This is a genomic window from Hydrogenophaga crassostreae (assembly GCF_001761385.1).
Taxonomy (GTDB): Bacteria; Pseudomonadota; Gammaproteobacteria; order Burkholderiales; family Burkholderiaceae_C; genus Hydrogenophaga; species Hydrogenophaga crassostreae.
Map to the genome: position 1 here is coordinate 2,246,198 of NZ_CP017476.1, position 18,217 is coordinate 2,264,414.

The 18,217-nt window shown below is 60.2% G+C and carries 13 protein-coding genes and 2 tRNA genes; 9 read left to right on the forward strand and 6 right to left on the reverse strand.

Annotated features, from left to right (window positions below; genetic code table 11):
- The gene (locus tag LPB072_RS10400; RefSeq protein ID WP_197508937.1) at nt 1-849 is read right to left on the reverse strand and encodes a hypothetical protein; all 849 of its coding nucleotides are present in this window, start codon (nt 847-849) and stop codon (nt 1-3) included.
- Between the two features lie 74 nt (nt 850-923).
- Complete coding sequence (gene mfd, locus LPB072_RS10405) at nt 924-4,508, reverse strand: transcription-repair coupling factor (RefSeq protein WP_066087874.1); 3,585 nt, start codon at nt 4,506-4,508, stop codon at nt 924-926.
- A 92-nt stretch (nt 4,509-4,600) separates the two neighbouring features.
- Here mfd and ispD point away from each other — a divergent pair, with 92 nt between their 5' ends.
- Nucleotides 4,601-5,335, forward strand: coding sequence for a 2-C-methyl-D-erythritol 4-phosphate cytidylyltransferase (gene ispD / locus LPB072_RS10410; RefSeq protein WP_066087871.1), 735 nt, complete (start codon nt 4,601-4,603; stop codon nt 5,333-5,335).
- Entirely contained in the window at nt 5,332-5,832 is a 501-nt protein-coding gene (gene ispF / locus LPB072_RS10415) for a 2-C-methyl-D-erythritol 2,4-cyclodiphosphate synthase (protein ID WP_066087867.1), read from the forward strand. Before ispD ends, ispF begins: the two co-directional genes overlap by 4 nt.
- Before the next feature lie 6 nt (nt 5,833-5,838).
- Here ispF and LPB072_RS10420 read toward each other — a convergent pair whose 3' ends face one another.
- A complete protein-coding gene (locus tag LPB072_RS10420; RefSeq protein WP_082876810.1) occupies nt 5,839-7,278 on the reverse strand; it encodes a sensor histidine kinase in 1,440 nt (479 codons plus the stop codon).
- Nucleotides 7,278-8,012, reverse strand: coding sequence for an osmolarity response regulator transcription factor OmpR (gene ompR / locus LPB072_RS10425; protein ID WP_066087865.1), 735 nt, complete (start codon nt 8,010-8,012; stop codon nt 7,278-7,280). Before ompR ends, LPB072_RS10420 begins: the two co-directional genes overlap by 1 nt.
- Nucleotides 8,013-8,324: 312 nt before the next feature.
- Here ompR and LPB072_RS10430 point away from each other — a divergent pair, with 312 nt between their 5' ends.
- A complete protein-coding gene (locus tag LPB072_RS10430; protein WP_231943483.1) occupies nt 8,325-9,101 on the forward strand; it encodes an SIMPL domain-containing protein in 777 nt (258 codons plus the stop codon).
- A gap of 78 nt (nt 9,102-9,179) precedes the next feature.
- Here the strand turns inward: LPB072_RS10430 and LPB072_RS10435 are convergent, their stop codons facing one another.
- Nucleotides 9,180-9,950 carry a 3-hydroxybutyrate dehydrogenase gene (locus tag LPB072_RS10435; protein ID WP_066087860.1) on the reverse strand — a complete coding sequence of 257 codons (771 nt, stop codon included), beginning with the start codon at nt 9,948-9,950 and terminating at the stop codon, nt 9,180-9,182.
- Nucleotides 9,951-10,015: 65 nt separating this feature from the next.
- Here LPB072_RS10435 and LPB072_RS10440 point away from each other — a divergent pair, with 65 nt between their 5' ends.
- The 5 genes from LPB072_RS10440 (at nt 10,016) to rimO (ending at nt 15,635) form a co-directional block, all read left to right on the forward strand.
- The gene (locus tag LPB072_RS10440) at nt 10,016-10,942 is read left to right on the forward strand and encodes an alpha/beta fold hydrolase (protein WP_066087857.1); all 927 of its coding nucleotides are present in this window, start codon (nt 10,016-10,018) and stop codon (nt 10,940-10,942) included.
- Between the two features lie 16 nt (nt 10,943-10,958).
- Nucleotides 10,959-13,268, forward strand: a complete 2,310-nt coding sequence (locus LPB072_RS10445) for a RelA/SpoT family protein (RefSeq protein ID WP_082876809.1) — start codon at nt 10,959-10,961, stop codon at nt 13,266-13,268.
- Between the two features lie 58 nt (nt 13,269-13,326).
- Nucleotides 13,327-13,403: transfer RNA gene (locus tag LPB072_RS10450), tRNA-Val, on the forward strand.
- A 230-nt stretch (nt 13,404-13,633) separates the two neighbouring features.
- Nucleotides 13,634-14,185 (forward strand): polyhydroxyalkanoate synthesis repressor PhaR, encoded by a 552-nt coding sequence (gene phaR / locus LPB072_RS10455; protein WP_066087851.1) that lies wholly within the window; start codon nt 13,634-13,636, stop codon nt 14,183-14,185.
- Between the two features lie 64 nt (nt 14,186-14,249).
- Nucleotides 14,250-15,635 (forward strand): 30S ribosomal protein S12 methylthiotransferase RimO, encoded by a 1,386-nt coding sequence (gene rimO, locus LPB072_RS10460; protein WP_066087847.1) that lies wholly within the window; start codon nt 14,250-14,252, stop codon nt 15,633-15,635.
- A 175-nt stretch (nt 15,636-15,810) separates the two neighbouring features.
- Here the strand turns inward: rimO and LPB072_RS10465 are convergent.
- Nucleotides 15,811-15,895 (reverse strand) — tRNA-Leu (locus LPB072_RS10465).
- A gap of 35 nt (nt 15,896-15,930) precedes the next feature.
- Between LPB072_RS10465 and rnr the strand changes: the two genes are divergently transcribed.
- Nucleotides 15,931-18,138, forward strand: coding sequence for a ribonuclease R (gene rnr, locus LPB072_RS10470; RefSeq protein WP_407927795.1), 2,208 nt, complete (start codon nt 15,931-15,933; stop codon nt 18,136-18,138).
- Nucleotides 18,139-18,217 lie beyond the last annotated feature (79 nt).

An 18,217-nucleotide genomic window follows, 5' to 3' on the forward strand; every position in this document is an offset into this window, starting at 1 on the left:
TTACAAAACATATCTTCTTCTGCGTGTTTGAAGAAAAGGTTCTGTTGCGTCAACCATTTGTAAAGATGGGACCCGGGTGCATCGTTTTTTGATCTGGCTCAACAGCGTGCAGGACCGTGGGCCAGACCACCGGCCGCCACGCAGGTCGCTACGGTCTTTGGCCAGCCAGGCAATGCCGTTGAGCACCACGGCACCGCCCATCTTCTGGATCGGGGCCAGTGTTTGCCCGGGCGGCGACCAGGCGAGCAAAAGCGATGCCACCGGTTCCATGTTCATCACCGGCGCTTTTCCCGCCATATTCAGGCGCTGCATGCTGACGAAGAGGCCGCTGATGGCGCTGCCGTACACCACCATCAGCGGGCACAGCCCGAGCCAGCCTGCTCTGTTGTTGCGCAGGTTCCGGCCGCCAGGCACCGTATCGGCCACACCGGCCCGCCAGACCGGGTCGCTGCTGTCCATTCCAGTCAACCGGGTGGGCAGATCGAGCACCAGCACCAGGTCCTCCAGGATCAGGCCCATGATGGCGCCGACCCGGCAGGGCCATGGCCCATCAAAGTCCAGGTGAGCAGCGCCAGCGCCACCGGGAGGCGTGCCACGGCGCAATACAGGCAGAGACTTTGCCCCGCAATGAACAGGCCCAACAGCAAACGCCATCCGGGCGTGCTCGCCGGGGGGCCGTTGCCACAACAGCAGTCCGGCCAGGAAGAGCCCTGTGATGCCAGCGCTCTTCGGTATGGCGAGCAGGAGCCCGGCCCCATTGTCAAAGGCGAAGCGCACCACCACGTGGCTGGCTGCAAAGGTGCAGGCCACGAACAGGAGAATGGTGATCGCCATCGGGCGTGGCAACATGGCCGACGGGCCTTGACATCGACGGCTGTCCGCCAGCGCGGAAAGTCGCTGGTTGAGAGGGCGCGGTGCGGGGGTCAGGTGGTTGCAGGTGCGGCCACTTTCACCGGTTGCCCAAGATTGCGCAATACATCGCGCACCAGCAGCACCCGGTCTTTGACCTCGGGCAGCTCCCGTTCGATGCGCAGCTTTTCATTGCCCGCCAGTTTGATGTGGCGATTCTTCTGGATCAGCTCGATGATCTTCATCGGTTCGACGGGCGGGTTGGCCTTGAAGGTGATGTTGGTCACCCCGGGCGCCGCGTCGACCTTGATCACGCCGTAGGGGGCGCTGAGCACCCGCAGGCGGTGCACGTCGATGAGCGTCTGCGCCTGCGCGGGCAGCTTGCCGAAACGGTCCACGATTTCTTCCAGCAGGCCGTCCACCTGGTCGGTGGTTTTCGCCGTGGCCAGCTTCTTGTAAAAGGACAGACGCAGGTGCACATCGCCGCAGTAGTCGTTGGGCAGCAGGGCGGGGGCATGCAGGTTGATGTCGGTCGTGACGCTGAGCGGCGAAAGCAGGTCAGGCTCGCGCCCCGCCTTGAGCGAGGCCACGGCTTCGCTCAGCATTTCGTTGTAGAGCTGGAAGCCCACTTCCAGCATGTTGCCGCTCTGGTTTTCGCCCAGCACTTCGCCGGCGCCGCGAATCTCCAGATCGTGCATGGCGAGGTAGAAGCCACTGCCCAGTTCCTCCATTTGCTGAATGGCGTCCAGCCGCTGGGCCGCCTGTTTGGTCAGGCCTTCGATGTCGGGCACCATCAGGTAGGCATAGGCTTGGTGGTGGCTGCGGCCCACGCGGCCGCGCAACTGGTGCAGCTGCGCCAGGCCAAACTTGTCGGCCCGTGCCATCACGATGGTGTTGGCGGTGGGCACGTCGATACCGGTTTCGATGATGGTTGAGCAAAGCAACACGTTGAAGCGCTGCGCCACAAAATCGCGCATCACCCGCTCCAGATCGCGCTCCGGCATCTGGCCATGGGCAATTGCAATGCGCGCTTCGGGCAGGATTTCTTCCAGCTTCTGTTTGCGGTTCTCGATGGTCTCGACTTCGTTGTGCAGGAAGTAAACCTGTCCGCCGCGCTTGAGTTCGCGCAACACGGCTTCGCGGATCACGCCGTTGTTTTCCGAGCGCACAAAAGTCTTGATGGCCAGACGGCGCTGTGGCGCGGTGGCGATCACGCTCAGATCGCGCAGGCCTTCCAGGGCCATGCCCAGCGTGCGGGGAATCGGCGTGGCGGTGAGGGTGAGCACATCCACTTCGGCGCGCAGCTGTTTCATCTGCTCTTTGTGGCGCACACCAAACCGGTGTTCCTCGTCGATGATGAGCAGGCCCAGGTCTTTGAATTTGGTCTTTTCGCTGAGCAGCTTGTGGGTACCGACCACGATGTCCACCGTGCCGTCGGCCACGCCCTTGAGCGCGGCGGTGATTTCCTTTTGGGAGCGGAAGCGGCTCATCTCGGCGATCTTCACAGGCCACTTGGCGAAGCGGTCCACCAGCGTCTGGAAGTGCTGCTCGGCCAGCAGCGTGGTCGGCGCGAGGAAGGCCACCTGCCGGCCACCGGTCACGGCCACGAAGGCCGCGCGCAAGGCCACCTCGGTTTTGCCAAAGCCCACATCGCCGCAGACCAGCCGGTCCATGGGTTGCGGGCTGATCATGTCTTGAATGACGGCGTGGATGGCGGCGTTCTGGTCGGCCGTTTCATCGAAACCAAAATCGTTGGCGAAGGTTTCGTAGTCCTGCGCCGAATAGCGGAAGGCATGGCCCACGCGCGCGGCCCGGCGGGCGTAGATGTTGAGCAGTTCGGCGGCTGCGTCGCGCACCTGTTCGGCTGCGCGGCGCTTGGCCTTTTCCCATTGTCCGCTGCCCAGCTTGTGCATGGGCGCTTCGTCGGCTGAGACACCGGTGTAGCGGCCAATCAGCTGCAACTGGCTCACGGGCACATAGAGCACGGCCTTGTCGGCGTATTCCAGGTGCAGGAATTCCATCAATGCGGGCGAACCGTCGGGGTTTTTGTCGCCCATGTCCATGTTGATCAGTCCGCGGTAGCGGCCGATGCCGTGCGCGTTGTGCACCACCGGGTCGCCCACGTTGAGCTCGGACAGGTCCTTGATCAGCGCATCGACATCGCTGACCTGCTCCTGCTTGCGGCGACGACGCGCCGAGGGGCCTGCGGCAAACAGTTCGGTTTCGGTGACGAAGTCGATGCCGTCTTCGACCGAAGAAAAACCGACCGTCAACGCAGCGGTGGCGATGCCGACCTTCTCGATGCTGTCCCGGAATTCGGTCAGCGAATCAAAGGCGGGTGGGTTCAGGCCGCTGGCGCGCAGGAAATCCAGCAGGCTTTCCCGCCGGCCCTCGCTTTCGGCCAGGATCAGGATGCGGTGCGCCGTGTTGCGGATGTGGGCTTGCAGGCGGCTGAGCGGGTCTTCTGCGCCGCGCACCACCGAGAGGTCGCCCAGCTTTTGCGCGAAGGCATTGTCGGCCACGTCTTCCAGAGGTGCCCCAGCGCCGGGACGCCCCATGCTGGTGGGCGCCCCCTCGGGGGGCAGCGAACCACGCGCAGCGGGGAGCGTGGGGGCATGGCTCCTCACGGCGAGCTGCGCATGGGCATTGGCCTGGCTGTAGAACTGTTCGGCGCTCAGGAACAGCGATTCGGGCGGCAATGCGGGGCGCTCCGGATCGGTGCGCACAATTTTGTACCGGTCTTGCGTGTCTTGCCAGAAACGCTGGAAGGCGGGTTCGAGGTCACCGTGCAAAACGACGGTGGCCGCATCGCCCAGGTAGTCGAACACTGTGGCGGTTTCTTCGAAGAACAGCGGCAGGTAGTACTCGATACCGGCGGTGGCCACGCCGTTGCCCACGTCTTTGTAGATGCGGCTCTTGGTCGGGTCACCCTCCAGCAACTCGCGCCAACGGCTGCGGAATTTGGCCCGCGCCGCATCGTCCATCGGGAATTCGCGGCCGGGCAGCAGGCGCACTTCGGGCACCGGATACAGGCTGCGCTGGCTGTCGGGGTCGAAGGTGCGGATGCTGTCGATCTCGTCGTCGAACAGGTCGACCCGGAAGGGCACGAGCGAGCCCATGGGGAACAGGTCGATCAGGCCGCCGCGCACCGCGTATTCGCCCGGACTGACCACCTGGGTCACATGCTGGTAGCCGGCCAGGGTGAGCTGGCTTTTCAGTTTGGCTTCGTCGAGCTTTTGTTTGACCTTGAAATGGAAGGTGTAGCCGGCGAGGAAGGCGGGCGGGGCCAACCGGTAGAGCGCGGTGGTGGCGGGCACGAGCACCACGTCGGCGCTGCCTTCGCTGTGTTGGGCCTGGCCGCGGGTGTGGATGCGCCAGAGCGTGGCCAGGCGCTCTGAGATGAGGTCCTGGTGTGGCGAGAAGCCGTCGTAGGGCAGGGTTTCCCAGTCGGGGAACAGGGCGATGCGCAGATCCGGTGCGAAAAAACCCATCTCGTCGATCAGGCGCTGGGCATCCGAGGCGTCAGAGGTGACGATGGCGGTCAGGCGGCCCTGGCCTTTGTCGCGCTGGGCGAGCTGGGCGAGCATGAGCGCGTCGGCCGAGCCGCTGGGGCGGGGCAGGGTATAGCGTTTGCCGGGGTTGAGCTTGGGCAGGTCCATCAGCGGGTTTCTCTGGTGCGCGGGCCACGGTATGGGCCAATACGAAAACCCCCGGTTTGCTGAAACCGGGGGTGTTGCACCTTGATTTTAGAATGAGGCCCTTCCCGCCGCTTGAGACCCACCCATTGACCTCTGATGCCAGTCCCCGTTGTTTTGCCCTGTTGCCTTGCGCTGGCTCGGGGTCGCGTGCGGGCACGGCACAGCCCAAGCAATACCAGGAAGTCGATGGCATGCCGATGGTGTTGCACACCTTGGCAGCCTTCAGTGCCGTGGCGCGCATCGCACAGGTGCTGCTCGTGGTGGCGCCCGATGACCGGTTTTTGAGCATCGACCATCCGGACGTTCGCTTGCGACCTTGCGGCGGGGCCTCCCGAGCCGAGAGCGTGCGCAATGGTTTGACGGCGCTGCTGGAGACCGGCGCCCTGGCAACCGACTGGGTGCTTGTGCACGACGCCGCGCGTTGCCTGGTGACGTCTGAACAGATCGAGTCCCTGATCAAAGTCTGCGCAGAAGACTCTGTTGGCGGGCTGCTGGCGCTGAAGTTGCCCGACACCTTGAAGGCGGAAAGCGATGGCCGCGTATCGGCCACGCTGGACCGCTCAGACAAATGGCTGGCGCAAACGCCGCAGATGTTTCGCATCGGGCCTTTGCTCGAAGCCCTGCAGGCGCAAGCGGCATCTGGCTTCGCTGGCGTCACCGATGAAGCCAGCGCCATGGAGATGGCCGGTTTTGCGCCCAGGCTGGTGCCGGGCAGCGCCCAGAATTTCAAAGTCACCTACCCTGAAGACTTCGCGCTCGCCGAAGCCATCCTGAGGAGCCGTTCATGACGTCGTCGCCCGTTTTGCCCTTTCGCGTGGGCGAGGGTTGGGACACCCACATCCTGGTGCCCGGCCGTCCACTGATGCTCGGCGGTGTGCAGGTGCCGCACACCATGGGCCTCATGGGCCATTCCGATGCCGATGCCTTGCTGCATGCGATCACCGATGCGCTGTTCGGCGCGGTGGGTCTGGGCGACATCGGGCGCCATTTTCCTGATACCGATCCGGACTTCAAAGGCGCAGACTCGGCGGTGTTGCTGGCCGAGGCGATGAAGCGCGTGCGCGCGGCAGGTTACGAACTGGGCAATCTGGACGCGACCGTTATCGCGCAGGCGCCCAAGCTGGCGCCTCACATTTCAGCCATGTGCGAGCGCATCGCGGCGGTGCTGGGTGTGGCGGTTGGCCAGGTGAACGTGAAAGCCAAGACGGCTGAAAAGCTGGGCCCGGTGGGGCAGGGGCTGGCGATGGAGGCGCGGGCGGTGGTGTTGCTCATTGCCCGCGCCTGATTCTGGCTACTTTGCCAGCGGCAACTTCATGTGGGCCGAGAGGCCGCCGGTGCTGCTGTTGGCCAGGGCAAAGCGCCCGCCCATGCGCGCGATGGCGCGCTCCACGATCGCCAGACCCAGTCCGGTTCCGGTGGCAGAACTGCGAGAGGCGTCGCCCCGGAAGAATGGCTGGGTGAGTTGCTCCAGCATCTCGGTGCTGACGCCGCTTCCATGGTCGCGCAACTTGATCAGGACCGAACCGTCTTTGGTTTTTGCAGCGATATCGATGCGCACGACGGCCGTGATCGGATCCTTGCCGTAGCGCTGGGCATTTTCCAGCAGGTTGGAAAAGACCCGGTGCAACTCCACCGCATCGCCCATGACGACGGTTTTTTCAGGGATCACGCATTTCACGATCACATCAGGCGGATTGCCCATCGCAAAAATCGCCGCTTCCATCACTTCGTTCAGGCTGACGCGCGAGGCTTCAAGGTGGTCGGGTCTTGCATAGTCGAGAAACTTGTCAATGATGGCATTGACCTGTTCGATGTCAGCCGACATATGTTCGCGGGCTTCCAGGTTGTCCACGCTCATCTCGGTTTCCAGTCTGAGGCGTGCCAATGGCGTGCGAAGGTCGTGCGAGATGCCCGCCAGCATAAGGGCGCGATCATTCTCAATTTTGCTGAGCTTCTGCGCCATGCGATTGAAACCAATGTTGACCTGGCGTATTTCGCTGGTGGCGACCGACTCGTTCAATTGGCTGGCCTGAAAGTCGCCTTCGCGCACCCGGTTGGCGGCGAAGGAGAGACTTTTTAAAGGCCGGTTGATCAGGCGAGCGATAAGGGCTGCGCCAGCCAGCGATACCAGTGCCGCTGTGCCAAGCCAGATCAGCCAGGTGGTGCCGGCAACCAGTTCAATGCGTGAAGGATCAATTTGCAGCCAGTAGGGATCGTTTCCGATGTTCAGTCCGATCCAGAGGCCCTCTTTGTTGTTCACTTCGCGCGCAATGATGGTGTTATCGCCCAGGCGCTCCTGGAGCAACTCGGATGTGCGGCGGCTGAGCGAGTCTTCGTTATAGGGGCGATACATGTCCCCCGGTTCACGTGGGGCGATGCGAACCCCTTCCTCATCGGCCAGGGTCTTGACGAGCGAGACGCGGGCAATGGAGTCGGAGTTCACCAGCGCCGCGCGACTGAGGTTGACCATCGAAGCCAGTTGGCGAGCGCTTTGCAGCGAACGCGGATTGAACTCCAGAGCCCGAAAGGTCTGCAACCAGGCCAGAATGCACCCCAGCAGCAGCAGGCTCAGCAGGAAGAAAGTGCGCCAGAAGAGGCTGACTTCGCGAGGAGGGCGCGATTCCAGAGACGCTGGAACGGTTTCAAGCGAGGCTGGGCCCGTTTCAAAAGGTGCGCGCGTCTCGTCCAGGTCGCGGGAGTCGTGGCTCCCGATTTGAGATGCCTCACTCATCAGGCCGCCCCGTCGGGTACAAAGACGTAGCCGACACCCCAGACGGTTTGCAAGTAGCGTGGTGAAGCAGCGTCCTCTTCAATCAGCTTGCGAAGACGCGATACCTGCACATCCAGGCTGCGGTCAAAGGGTTCAAATTCGCGGCCGCGAGCCAACTGGGCCAGTTTTTCGCGCGACAGAGGTTGGCGGGGATGGCGAACCAGGGCTTTGAGCATGGCAAATTCACCCGTGGTCAATGGCAACTCGGCCCCGTCTTTGCGCAGCGTGCGCAGGCTCAGGTCGAACTCAAAGGGACCAAATGTGACTGTTTCGGCGTCCTGAGATGGTGCACCCGGTACTTCTGTGGGTGGGCGACGGCGCAAGACAGCGTGAATTCGCGCCAGCAGCTCGCGCGGGTTGAAGGGTTTACCCAGATAGTCATCTGCACCAACTTCCAGGCCTACGATGCGGTCCACGTCTTCGCTCTTGGCGGTGAGCATGATGATCGGAGTGCGGTCGGAGTTGGCTCGAAGTCGGCGACAAATAGACAAGCCATCTTCGCCTGGCATCATCAGATCGAGCACGATCAAATCCACGGAATCGCGCTGCAGCACCCGGTTGAGCGCTTTTCCGTCTTCAGCCAGGATGACTTCAAAACCCTCTTGCATCAGATAGCGGCGAAGAAGATCCCGGATGCGGACGTCGTCGTCCACGACCAGTATTTTGTTTGGACGGGGATTGTTGCTTTGTGACATGGTGACAAGTCTCCTTGGGTTGGCTGGGAGTGCCGTGAGCCTTCAAGCGTGGTTGATGGCGATGCGATGGCTGGGTAAAGCATTAGGGTAAACCCTAATATGAATTTCAATTGCTCTTCAAAAAATGTAACTTTTATGATTGTGACACCCATAAGCCTTTGATGCACAACATTTTTATGAAAATGACAGGGTGTTACATATTTTGCGTCGCTGGCACAATGCAGTCGAATTCGGCGTGATTAGATGCACAGCACTTCGGCAAAGGGTGGAAACATCCCTTCTCACTCACTCTCCTCAACCAAGGTCTCCTAAATGGCAATGAACTTGCACATCAACCCTCGACAACATCTTTTGGCGCGCGATCCTATGGGATTGCGGGCCTGGATCACTGCCGTGCTCTTGGGCTGCACAGCAGTGGCGGCACAGGGCGAATCCCGTGATCAACCTAATCCAGCGACCAATGTGGTCAGTCTTTCCGCGAGTGGGTTTCTTGAAGTCCCACAAGACTGGCTGACGCTGCGCATGAGTACCAGTCGGGAAGGGGAAGACGCTGCCGTGGTGCAATCCCAATTGCGTCAGGCGCTTGACAGTGCCATGGCCGTCGCCCGTATTGCGGTGGCGCCCAATCAACAGATGCAGGCGCGCAGCGGGGCTTTCGGGGTATATCCGCGCTATGACAAAAGCGGCAAGATCAGTGGCTGGCAAGGCAATGCTGACTTGGTGCTGGAAGGGCGGGATTTCACGCGCATAGCGAATGCGGCCGGAAAGATCCAGACGATGGCGATCGCAAATATGGGCTTTTCCCTCTCGCGCGAGACGCAACAGAAGCTGGAGTCCGATGTGCAGGCTCTGGCGATCGATCGCTTCCAGGCCCGTGCAAAAGAAGTCGCCAAAGGTTTCGGTTTCAATGGTTTCCAGTTGCGGGAGGTCAACGTTTCATCGGCAGATGAAGGTGGCGATATGCCCATGCGGCAGACGGCCATGGCCATGGAGTCCAAGTCGTTTTCGAGCGTCCCGAAAGCTGTGGCGATGGAACCAGGCATCAGCCGGGTGACGGTCAGTGTGTCTGGCACCGTCTGCTTGAAGTGATCTCCGCCTTTCATCGCGTTGGACAAAAAAAGAGGCCCATGTTGCGGGCCTCTTCTTCTCTATCTGTTGCTGAATGCCTTACTGCGCGGTCCAGCCACCGTCCATGTTCCAGGCCACGCCGCGCACATTGTTGCCTGCAGCGGAGCAGAAAAACACCGCAAGCTCGCCCAGTTCTTCTGGTGTGGTGAATTGCAGTGAAGGTTCCTTTTCGCTCAGCAGCTGCTTTTTCGCATCCTGGTCTGACAAACCCATGGTTGCGGCCTTGGCATCAACCTGTTTTTGCACCAAGGGCGTCAGTACCCAACCGGGGCAAATTGCGTTGCAAGTGATGCCGCTGGTCGCGTTTTCCAGGGCTGTGACTTTGGTCAGTCCCACCACGGCATGTTTGGCTGCCACATAGGCCGACTTTTCTGCGGAAGCCACCAGGCCATGCACCGAGGCTACGTTGATGATGCGACCCCAGTTGGCCTTTTGCATGGAAGGCAGCGCCAGCCGGGTGGCATGAAAGGCGCTGGAGAGGTTGATGGCCATGATGGCGTCCCATTTCTCTATGGGGAAGTCCTCGATGCGGGCCACATGCTGGATTCCGGCGTTGTTCACGAGGATATCAACTTGACCAAATTTCTCAGCGGCGAAGGCCATCATCGCCTCGATTTCGGCGGGCTTGCTCATGTCCGCTCCGTGGTAAGCCACCTTTGCACCGAGCGCGGCGATTTCTTTTTGCGGCGTTTCTGTGTCGCCAAAGCCGTTCAGCACGATGTTGGCGCCTTTGGCGGCCAGCGCTTTGGCGATGCCCAGACCGATGCCACTGGTGGATCCGGTAATGAGTGCGGTCTTATTCTTCAACATGGGTGGACTCCTGTTCCATTAGGATAGCTTGCAAACGTTGCTTTGATTATCACGGACAGATCACCATGCCCCTAAGCCCACCATCGCCCACATTGCGCTATGTTTCCGTTCCGGGCGCCGCGCCAGCCAAAGGCGGCGAGCGCCGAATGGCTTACTGGGACTGGCCTGCGCAACAAAGTGCGGCGGTGCCGCATGTGGTGGTTTGCGTGCATGGTTTGTCTCGTCAGGGGCGAGATTTCGACGAATTGGCCAGTTCGCTTAGTGAGCGCTCGCGGGTGTTGGCGGTCGACGTGGCCGGGCGAGGGCACAGCGATTGGCTGGCAGACCCCATGCAGTATCAAGTGCCAACCTATGCAGGCGATCTGGCTGCGCTGATCCTGCAGGTTCGCTCGGAATCGCCCAACGCGGTGATTGACTGGGTGGGCACCAGCATGGGCGGCTTGATTGGCATGGGCGTGGTGCCGCAAAAAGCCATGAACATACGCCGACTCGTTCTGAATGATGTGGGGCCGTCGATTCAATGGGAGTCCTTGCTGCGTATCGGCACCTATTTGGGCCTGAATCCTTCGTTTGACAGCGAGCAGGCGGGCGCCGACTACATGGCGTCCATTTCCACCGGGTTTGGCCCGCATACCGCTGAACAATGGCTGGCATTGTCGCGACCCATGTTGCGCGAGCGCGAAGGGCGTTGGTGGCTGCACTACGACCCCGCGCTGGCCGAACCGTTCAAAGCCTTGACCCAGGCCAAAGACGGTGAAGCGATGGCGAAGGCTGGTGAGGCCACGATCTGGAGTTTTTACGATGCAATCACTTCGCCAACCTTGTTGTTGCGTGGTGCGCAATCCGACCTGTTGTCAAAAGAGACAGCGGCGGCGATGGCCATTCGCGGCCCCAAGGCGCAATGCGTCGAGTTTGAAGGTGTGGGGCACGCACCGACCCTTGTCGCTCCCGATCAGATTGATGCGGTGAGAAAGTTTGTCTGGGCACCATGACGACCAGAGTGATGCGATGAGCAGCCTGATCGAAACGCCATCTGGCGCAGTTGAGCCACCTGTCGGGCATGAACAGCCTTCAGCGATCGTGGCAGCGACCGCTGACAGCTTGCCCCACCAGGTGCAGGCTTTGGCCCGGGCCCGAGCTTTTGCTGAACCTTTGCTCGCAGCCGAAGAGTTGGATACGGGCGAAAACACGCTGGAGCATGCGGACGCGGTCGCCGATATTCTGCGCGGTATCGGCGGTTCTGAGGCCATGCAGGCGGCTTCCTATTTGGTGTATGCCTGCCAGCATTTGAATCGGCCGCTTGAGGTGATTACCAAGGCTTTTGGCACGCCGTTTGCAGCGCTGGCGATGGAGACCACCAAACTGGTGCAACTGCAACGCCAGGCCCGGACCAAGGCTGCGCAGGTCCAGGCAAAGAAGGTAGAAGAGCGGCAGGCGGCGCAAGAACTGGCCTTGCCTCTGCCGGCGTCGGGCAAGGCGCCAGTGTCTGAACTTGCGGCCAGTCAGACGGAAAACGTGCGAAAGATGCTGCTCGCGTTCTCGCGGGACATGCGCGTGGTGATGCTGCGATTGGCATCGCGTCTGCAGACGCTGAGGTATTTCGCACAGAGCAAAGGCGATCCGGGTGAAGCCCTGGCGAGTGAATCGCTGCAGGTGTTCGCACCCCTGGCCAACCGGCTCGGTATTTGGCAAGTCAAGTGGGAAATGGAAGACCTCTCTTTCCGCTTTCTTGAGCCGCAGACCTACAAAGACATCGCACGGATGCTCGATGAGAAGCGGGTCGAGCGGGAGCTGCACGTGGAGCAGGTTCGCCACGGTTTGGAGGCCGCATTGCTGCAGCAAGGCATCCGGGCTTCGGTGCAGGGACGTCCGAAGCATATCTACAGCATCGTCAAGAAGATGCGTGGCAAGTCGCTTGATTTTGAGCAGGTGTTTGACATCCGGGCACTGCGCGTGGTGGTTCCCCAGTCCAACGATTGTTATGGGGTGCTTGCCTGGGTTCACGCGAATTTCACCCCGGTGCCAGAAGAGTTCGATGACTACATCGCCAAACCCAAAGCCAACGGCTATCAGTCGCTGCACACGGTGGTGCGCGACGAGCAGGGTCGGGCGTTTGAGATCCAGATTCGCTCACAGGCCATGCACGATCACGCCGAACATGGTGTGGCTGCGCACTGGGCTTACAAGGAAGCGGGGGTGAAAGGTTATGGGGGGGTGTCGGCCAGTTCGGAATACGACGCCAAGATCGCCGTGTTGCGCCAGCTTCTGGCCTGGGAGCGGGATCTGAGTGGCAGCGCCCAGGGGCTCTTTGACGACCGCATTTATGTTCTCACGCCCGATGCGGCCATCGTCGAGCTGCCCCAAGGCGCGACCGCAGTGGATTTTGCCTATACGGTCCACACCAACCTGGGCCATCGCTGCCGTGGTGCGCGGGTGGATGGGGCGATGGTCACGCTCAATACCCCCCTGCAAAATGGCCAGACCGTCGAAATCATCGCGGCCAAGGAAGGCGGCCCATCCCGTGACTGGCTCAATGGCGAGCTGGGCTTTCTGGTCAGCCACCGCGCAAAGAGCAAGGTCAGAGCCTGGTTCAATGCCCTGGCCCTGGAAGAGACGGTGGCGAAGGGGCGTGAAGCCGTGGAAAAACTGTTGCAGCGCGAAGGTCGAACGGCGCTGAAGCTGGAGGACCTCGCCACGGCGCTGGGTCTGGACTCTGCCAGCGAACTGTTCGAGCAGGTGGGCAAAGATGAGTTGTCACTGCGCGCCATTGAGAATCACCTGCGCCCGGTGGAGCCGGTTCAGGCGACCGCTGAGTTGCCCTGGCTCAAGAAACCACGCAAATCGTCAGGGCGCCCGCAGGGGGGTGTGCTCGTGGTCGGGGTGGATTCCCTAATGACGCAGTTGGCCAAATGCTGCAAGCCTGCGCCGCCGGATGACATCGGTGGTTTTGTGACCCGAGGCAAGGGGGTGAGTGTGCACAGGACCGATTGCACTGATTTTGTTCACCTCCTTCAGAAATGCCCGGACCGGATCATTGAGGTGCAGTGGAGCGGAGCGTCTTCTGCGGTGCGCGACGGCCTGGCGCCGGTGTACCCCGTTGATGTGGGCGTGGAGGCGATCGACCGCCAAGGCTTGCTGCGAGACCTTTCCGAGGTGTTCGCACGCGAAAAAATGAATGTGATTGGCGTGCAATCGCAATCGGTCAAGGGCATTGCATGGATGACCTTTACGGTGGAACTGACCGATGCACGCCATGTGGCGAGGGCCATGGCGGTGGCGGCTGATGTCGCTGGCGTGCGCAGCGTTCGCAGAAAGTGAGAGCCTCTTTCAAAAAGCACAAATTAGCTGATATACTGCGAGGCTTCGGACAGTTTGTAGGCGCGTAGCTCAGCTGGTTAGAGCACCACCTTGACATGGTGGGGGTCGTTGGTTCGAGTCCAATCGCGCCTACCAAATCTCGTTCGAAACAGTCAAGGGCCAGACATTTGTCGGGCCCTTTTTTCATGGCTTTTGTGTGCCCATGTGGTTCACAACTGTGCCGCTTTTTGCCAGATCTATAGACTGTTGGACTGGCACAGGGAAAGCCCTGCCGCCTCAGGTGGTGTCAGCTTTCTACAATGTCCAACAACGTCCGTTGCTTGGCTTGGCCTCGCGGGGCTCTATTTTTCTTTGAAAGTTCCACTGTGCAAAAGAGCAAGGCTGAAGCTGATGGCGCCCCCAAGGCTGATGGAGGCGCGGTACGCGTCATCAAAAAGTACCCGAATCGTCGCTTGTACGACACCGACAGCTCGTCCTACATTACCCTTGCGGAGGTGAAAACGCTGGTGATGAGCAACGAGCGCTTTGTGGTGCGCGATGCCAAATCCAATGACGATCTCACCCGCAGCATCCTGTTGCAGATCATTCTGGAAGAGGAAACGGCCGGCGTGCCGATATTCACCGAGCAGGTATTGGCGAACATCATTCGCTTCTATGGGCACTCCATGCAAGATTTCATGGGTTCGTATCTTGAAAAGAACGTGCAGATGTTCATGGATCTGCAGCACAAGATGTCCGAACAGACCGACGGGTTGAATCCCGATGTCTGGAAACAGTTCACCAATGCGAAATCACCCCTGATGCAAGGCATGATGGGCACCTATATGGAGCAGTCACGCACTGCTTTCACGCAAATGCAGGAGCAAATGCAGAAGAACAGCGAGCAAATGCTGTCTGCCATGGGGATCAAACGCTGAGCAGGTTGGATTTTCTTTGTCGGTTGGGCCGTTGGTGCGGCCTGTGCTCTGAGACAATCGGGCGATGATTGAAACCGTTGCCACGCCGGGCGCTGCTGCGCCCAAAGTCGGGTTTGTGAGCCTGGGTTGCCCCAAGGCCCTGACCGACTCTGAACTTATCCTCACGCAGCTCAGCGCTGAGGGATACCAAACCTCCAAGACATTTGCGGGCGCCGATTTGGTGATCGTGAACACCTGCGGCTTCATTGATGACGCAGTCAAAGAAAGTCTGGACACGATTGGGGAAGCCCTGGCCGAAAATGGCAAGGTGATCGTGACCGGCTGCCTTGGCGCTCGCGAAGGCGAGGGCGGTGGCAACATGGTCCGCAATATCCACCCCAGCGTTTTGGCTGTCACTGGGCCACACGCCACCCATGAGGTGATGACGGCGGTACACAAGCATTTGCCCAAACCGCATGATCCGTTCGTGGACCTTGTTCCTGCGCAGGGCATCAAGCTCACGCCCCGCCATTACGCATACCTGAAAATCAGCGAAGGCTGCAACCACCGCTGCACGTTCTGCATCATCCCTTCGATGCGGGGTGATCTGGTGAGCCGTCCGATTGGCGATGTGTTGACTGAGGCGCGCAAGCTGTTTGAGTCTGGCGTGAAAGAATTGTTGGTGGTGAGCCAAGACACTTCAGCCTATGGTGTGGACGTAAAGTACCGCACCGGATTTTGGGATGGCAAACCAGTGAAGACCCGGATGTTTGATCTGGTCAAGTCGCTGGGCGAGCTGGCCAAAGGATTTGGCGCCTGGGTGCGCTTGCACTATGTGTATCCGTACCCCCATGTAGACGACATCATTCCGCTGATGGCTGAAGGCCTGTGTTTGCCATATCTGGACGTGCCCTTGCAACACAGCCATCCTGATGTGCTCAAACGCATGAAGCGGCCCGCCAGCGGCGAGCGAAATTTGGAGCGCATCGCCCGTTGGCGCGAGCTGTGCCCGGAAATAGTGATTCGCAGCACCTTCATCGCCGGATTTCCTGGCGAAACCGAAGCCGAGTTTCAGCATCTGCTGGATTTCGCACAAGAAGCGCGCATTGATCGCGCGGGTTGCTTTGCATACTCACCCGTCAACGGTGCTGTGGCGAACTCGCTGGCCGACCCGGTACCCGCTGGTTTGCGCGACGAGCGCCGTGCGAGGTTCATGGCAGTGGCGGAGGCTGTGTCGGCAGACAAGTTGCGTGAACGAGTCGGTGCCACGATGCAGGTGCTGGTTGATTCGGCGCCGGGTCTGGGCAAGAAGGGTGGCGTTGGGCGAAGTTTTGCCGATGCGCCCGAGATTGACGGGGTGGTAAAACTGCAGCCTCCCGAGAAGATAAGCAAGACCTTAAAGGTGGGTGAGTTCACCAAGGCGCGCATCGTGGCAGCAGAGGGACACGACTTGATTGCGGTCCCGTTTTGATTCTGGCGAGTACCACGCCAACCAAGGGCCGTCGCTGTGATGTGGCGGCTCGCTCAATCCCTGACAATCAAAAGAATGGCCAGCGCGCTCAATGCGGGCTGGCCTGTCAATTTTCGCGGGCGTGCACCATGAAAAAAGGTCTTGCAAACACAGTGTTTGCAAGACCTTATGATCATGGTGCCCAAGAAGGGACTCGAACCCCCACGCCTCTCGGCGCTAGTACCTGAAACTAGTGCGTCTACCAATTCCGCCACCTGGGCATCTCAGGAAAAACGGAAGTATATCAGAGAATTTTGTGAACGAAAAAAACAACTTGCTAGCCGAATTTGAAGGCGTTGTATCTGGACATCGGGATGGACATGGTTTTGTCATCCGCGACGATGGACAGGCCGATATTTACCTGCCGTCCAACGAAATGCGGGCAGTGCTGCACAAGGATCGGGTGAAAGCCCGAATCGTGCGAACAGACCGAAAGGGCCGGCCAGAAGGTCGCGTGACCGAAATCGTGGAGCGATCGGATTCGCCCATCATTGGTCGGCTGTTGCAGGAGAGCGGCGTTTGGCTGGTGGCGCCGGAAGACAAGCGCTATGGCCAGGACATATTGATTCCGAAAACCGGCACTGGCCAGGCCAAGGCGGGCCAGGTGGTCGTGGTTGAGTTGACCGAGCCGCCGGCGCTGTTTGGTCAGCCGGTTGGCCGCGTCAAAGAAGTGCTGGGTGAAATCGACGACCCTGGCATGGAAATAGAGATTGCGGTGCGCAAATATGGTGTCCCACATGCGTTTTCCGAAGCGGCCCTGGCGCAGGCGCGTCAGTTGCCCGATCACGTGCGCCCCAGCGACCACAAAGAGCGTGTCGATTTGCGAGATGTTCCGCTGGTCACCATTGACGGCGAAGACGCGCGCGATTTTGATGATGCTGTGTATTGCGAGCCTGCCAAGGTGGGGCGAGGCAAGGGTTGGCGCTTGCTGGTTGCCATTGCCGATGTGAGTCACTATGTCGAGACCGGTGCCGCCATCGATGTGGACGCATACGAACGCGCCACATCGGTTTACTTTCCGCGCCGGGTCATCCCCATGCTGCCGGAAAAGCTGTCGAATGGCTTGTGCTCTTTGAACCCGGGTGTGGAGCGACTCTGCATGGTTTGCGACATGCTGGTGAACGCAAAGGGCGAGGTGCATGCTTACCAGTTCTACCCTGCGGTGATGTTCAGCCATGCGCGCTTTACCTACACCGAAGTTGCGGCAATTCTGCAAAACACCCGCGGCCCAGAGGCGGCTCAACGCAAAGCGTTGGTGCCTTACCTGCTCAACCTGCACGATGCGTACCGAGCCCTTCTGGTCGCCCGCCAAGCGCGTGGTGCGGTGGACTTTGAAACGACCGAAACCCAGATTGTTTGTGATGAGTCAGGTCGAATCGAGAAAATCGTCCCTCGTACGCGCAACGATGCCCACAAGCTGATTGAAGAGGCAATGCTGGCCGCCAATGTGTGCTCGGCCGATTTCATCAGTCAAAGCAAGCATGTGGGCCTGTTCCGTGTGCACGAAGGCCCAACGCCAGAGAAGCAAGAGATCTTGCGCAATTACCTGAAGGCCATGGGCATTCCCCAGACCATCAGCGACAACCCGCAACCCTCGGAGTTTCGTCACATCGCCGAGATGACCAAAGACCGGCCAGAGTCGCAGCAGATTCACATGATGTTGCTGCGCTCCATGTCGCAAGCGATCTACACGCCGGTCAATGGTGGGCATTTCGGTTTGGCATTTGAGGCTTACACCCACTTCACCAGCCCCATCCGGCGTTACCCCGACTTGCTGGTGCACCGCGTGATCAAGGCGATCTTGCTTCAGCAGCGCTACCAATTGCCGAATCTGCCAACGCCCGGCGAAGCGCACGCAAAGTTGAGCAAACGCCTGGCCAGCCGCGTCAAGCCGCCGACCGACAAGCCGGTGAAGAAGCCGTCGGCCGATACACTGGCCTGGCAGGCTGCAGGCTTGCACTGCAGTGCCAACGAGCGTCGCGCTGACGAGGCCAGCCGTGATGTCGAGGCATGGCTGAAGTGCAAGTACATGCGGGAGCATTTGGGCGAGGAATTTACCGGCGTGGTGAGCTCAGTGACCAGTTTCGGCTTGTTTGTCACCCTGGACGCGATGTACGTGGAAGGCTTGGTGCACATCACAGAGCTGGGTGGTGAGTATTTCCGTTTTGACGAGGCACGCCAGGAATTGCGCGGCGAGCGCACCGGCATTCGCTATGCCTTGGGCACCAAGGTGAATGTGCAAGTCAGCCGAGTTGACCTGGACGGTCGCCGCATCGATTTCCGCTTGGTGACTGGGGAGGATGATCTGTTGCTGCGTGCCAAGCGTGATAAGGCCGGTGTCTCTGCTGACGAAAGCGACAACAATGGTGAGCGAGCCACCAAGTCGCGACGCAAACGCTCCGGTGGAAATGGGGGGGTACGCCTCGGCCAGCCGATGGAGTTGCGGCGCATGTACAGGAGCTGAAAACGGCAGTCAAGCGCTCCTCAGGGAAAAAAAATCCGCGCGGTGGAGAACGGAAACCCGGTAGCAAACCTCGCAAGAA

Coding starts and splice junctions, on each gene's coding strand:
- ispF (WP_066087867.1), top strand. CDS start 5,332: ATGACGTCGTCGCCCGTTTTGCCCTTTCGCGTGGGCGAGGGTTGGGAC.
- LPB072_RS10435 (WP_066087860.1), bottom strand. CDS start 9,950: ATGTTGAAGAATAAGACCGCACTCATTACCGGATCCACCAGTGGCATC.
- LPB072_RS10430 (WP_231943483.1), top strand. CDS start 8,325: ATGGCAATGAACTTGCACATCAACCCTCGACAACATCTTTTGGCGCGC.
- LPB072_RS10440 (WP_066087857.1), top strand. CDS start 10,016: ATGCCCCTAAGCCCACCATCGCCCACATTGCGCTATGTTTCCGTTCCG.
- LPB072_RS10400 (WP_197508937.1), bottom strand. CDS start 849: ATGTTGCCACGCCCGATGGCGATCACCATTCTCCTGTTCGTGGCCTGC.
- ompR (WP_066087865.1), bottom strand. CDS start 8,012: ATGTCACAAAGCAACAATCCCCGTCCAAACAAAATACTGGTCGTGGAC.
- mfd (WP_066087874.1), bottom strand. CDS start 4,508: ATGGACCTGCCCAAGCTCAACCCCGGCAAACGCTATACCCTGCCCCGC.
- LPB072_RS10420 (WP_082876810.1), bottom strand. CDS start 7,278: ATGAGTGAGGCATCTCAAATCGGGAGCCACGACTCCCGCGACCTGGAC.
- LPB072_RS10445 (WP_082876809.1), top strand. CDS start 10,959: ATGAGCAGCCTGATCGAAACGCCATCTGGCGCAGTTGAGCCACCTGTC.
- rimO (WP_066087847.1), top strand. CDS start 14,250: ATGATTGAAACCGTTGCCACGCCGGGCGCTGCTGCGCCCAAAGTCGGG.
- ispD (WP_066087871.1), top strand. CDS start 4,601: ATGAGGCCCTTCCCGCCGCTTGAGACCCACCCATTGACCTCTGATGCC.